This is a genomic window from Arthrobacter hankyongi, assembly GCF_022012395.1.
Lineage (GTDB): Bacteria > Actinomycetota > Actinomycetes > Actinomycetales > Micrococcaceae > Crystallibacter > Crystallibacter hankyongi.
In genome coordinates this window covers 1-998 of sequence record NZ_JAKLTQ010000054.1, presented here as the reverse complement: position 1 = coordinate 998, position 998 = coordinate 1, and the positions used below count along the sequence as shown (strand labels likewise).

Here is a 998-nt window from a genome sequence, read left to right as displayed (position 1 = left end):
ATCGTGGTCACCGACCTGGCCGCCTCCCGCGCGTTCTATGTGGACCTGCTGGGCCTGCACGTGACCGAGGAGGACGAGAACGCGATCTACCTGCGCTCCTTCGAGGAGTTCATCCACCACAACCTGGTGCTGCGCAAGGGCCCGATCCCCGCCGTCGCCGCCTTCGCCTACCGGGTGCGCACCCCGCAGGACGTGGACCGGGCCGAGGCCTACTACCAGGAGCTGGGCTGCCGCACCGAGCGCCGCCGGGAGGGCTTCGTCAAGGGCATCGGGGACTCCGTGCGCGTGGAGGACCCGCTGGGCTTCCCGTACGAGTTCTTCTTCGAGACCGAGCACGTCGAGCGCCTGCACATGCGCTACGACCTCTACTCCGCCGGCGAACTGGTGCGCCTGGACCACTTCAACCAGGTCACCCCGGACGTCCCGCGCGGACGCAAGTACCTGGAGGACCTCGGCTTCCGGGTCACCGAGGACATCAAGGACTCCGAGGGCACCACCTACGCGGCCTGGATGCACCGCAAGGGCACCGTGCACGACACCGCCCTGACCGGCGGCAACGGCCCGCGCATGCACCACGTGGCCTTCTCCACCCACGAGAAGCACAACATCATCCAGATCTGCGACAAGATGGGCGCGCTGCGCATGTCCGACCGGATCGAGCGCGGCCCGGGCCGGCACGGGGTCTCCAACGCCTTCTACCTCTACATCCTGGACCCGGACGGGCACCGGGTGGAGATCTACACCCAGGACTACTACACCGGGGACCCGGACAACCCGGTCATCACCTGGGACGTGCACGACAACCAGCGCCGCGACTGGTGGGGCAACCCGGTGGTCCCCTCCTGGTACACCGAGGCGTCCCTGGTGCTGGACCTGGACGGCAACCCGCAGGATGTCATCAAGCGCGAGGACACCTCCGAAATGGAAGTGACCATCGGCGCCGACGGCTTCTCCTACACCCGGGCCCAGGACGAATCGGGCACCTACCGCGGTGAGGC

Annotated in this window: 1 protein-coding gene; it reads left to right on the top strand. The window is 67.9% G+C overall.

Going from position 1 to position 998, the window contains the following annotated elements; all coding sequences use genetic code 11:
* Positions 1-998 (top strand): 3,4-dihydroxyphenylacetate 2,3-dioxygenase (gene hpaD / locus LVY72_RS24090; RefSeq protein WP_237827471.1); only part of this gene is annotated, 998 nt, incomplete at both ends.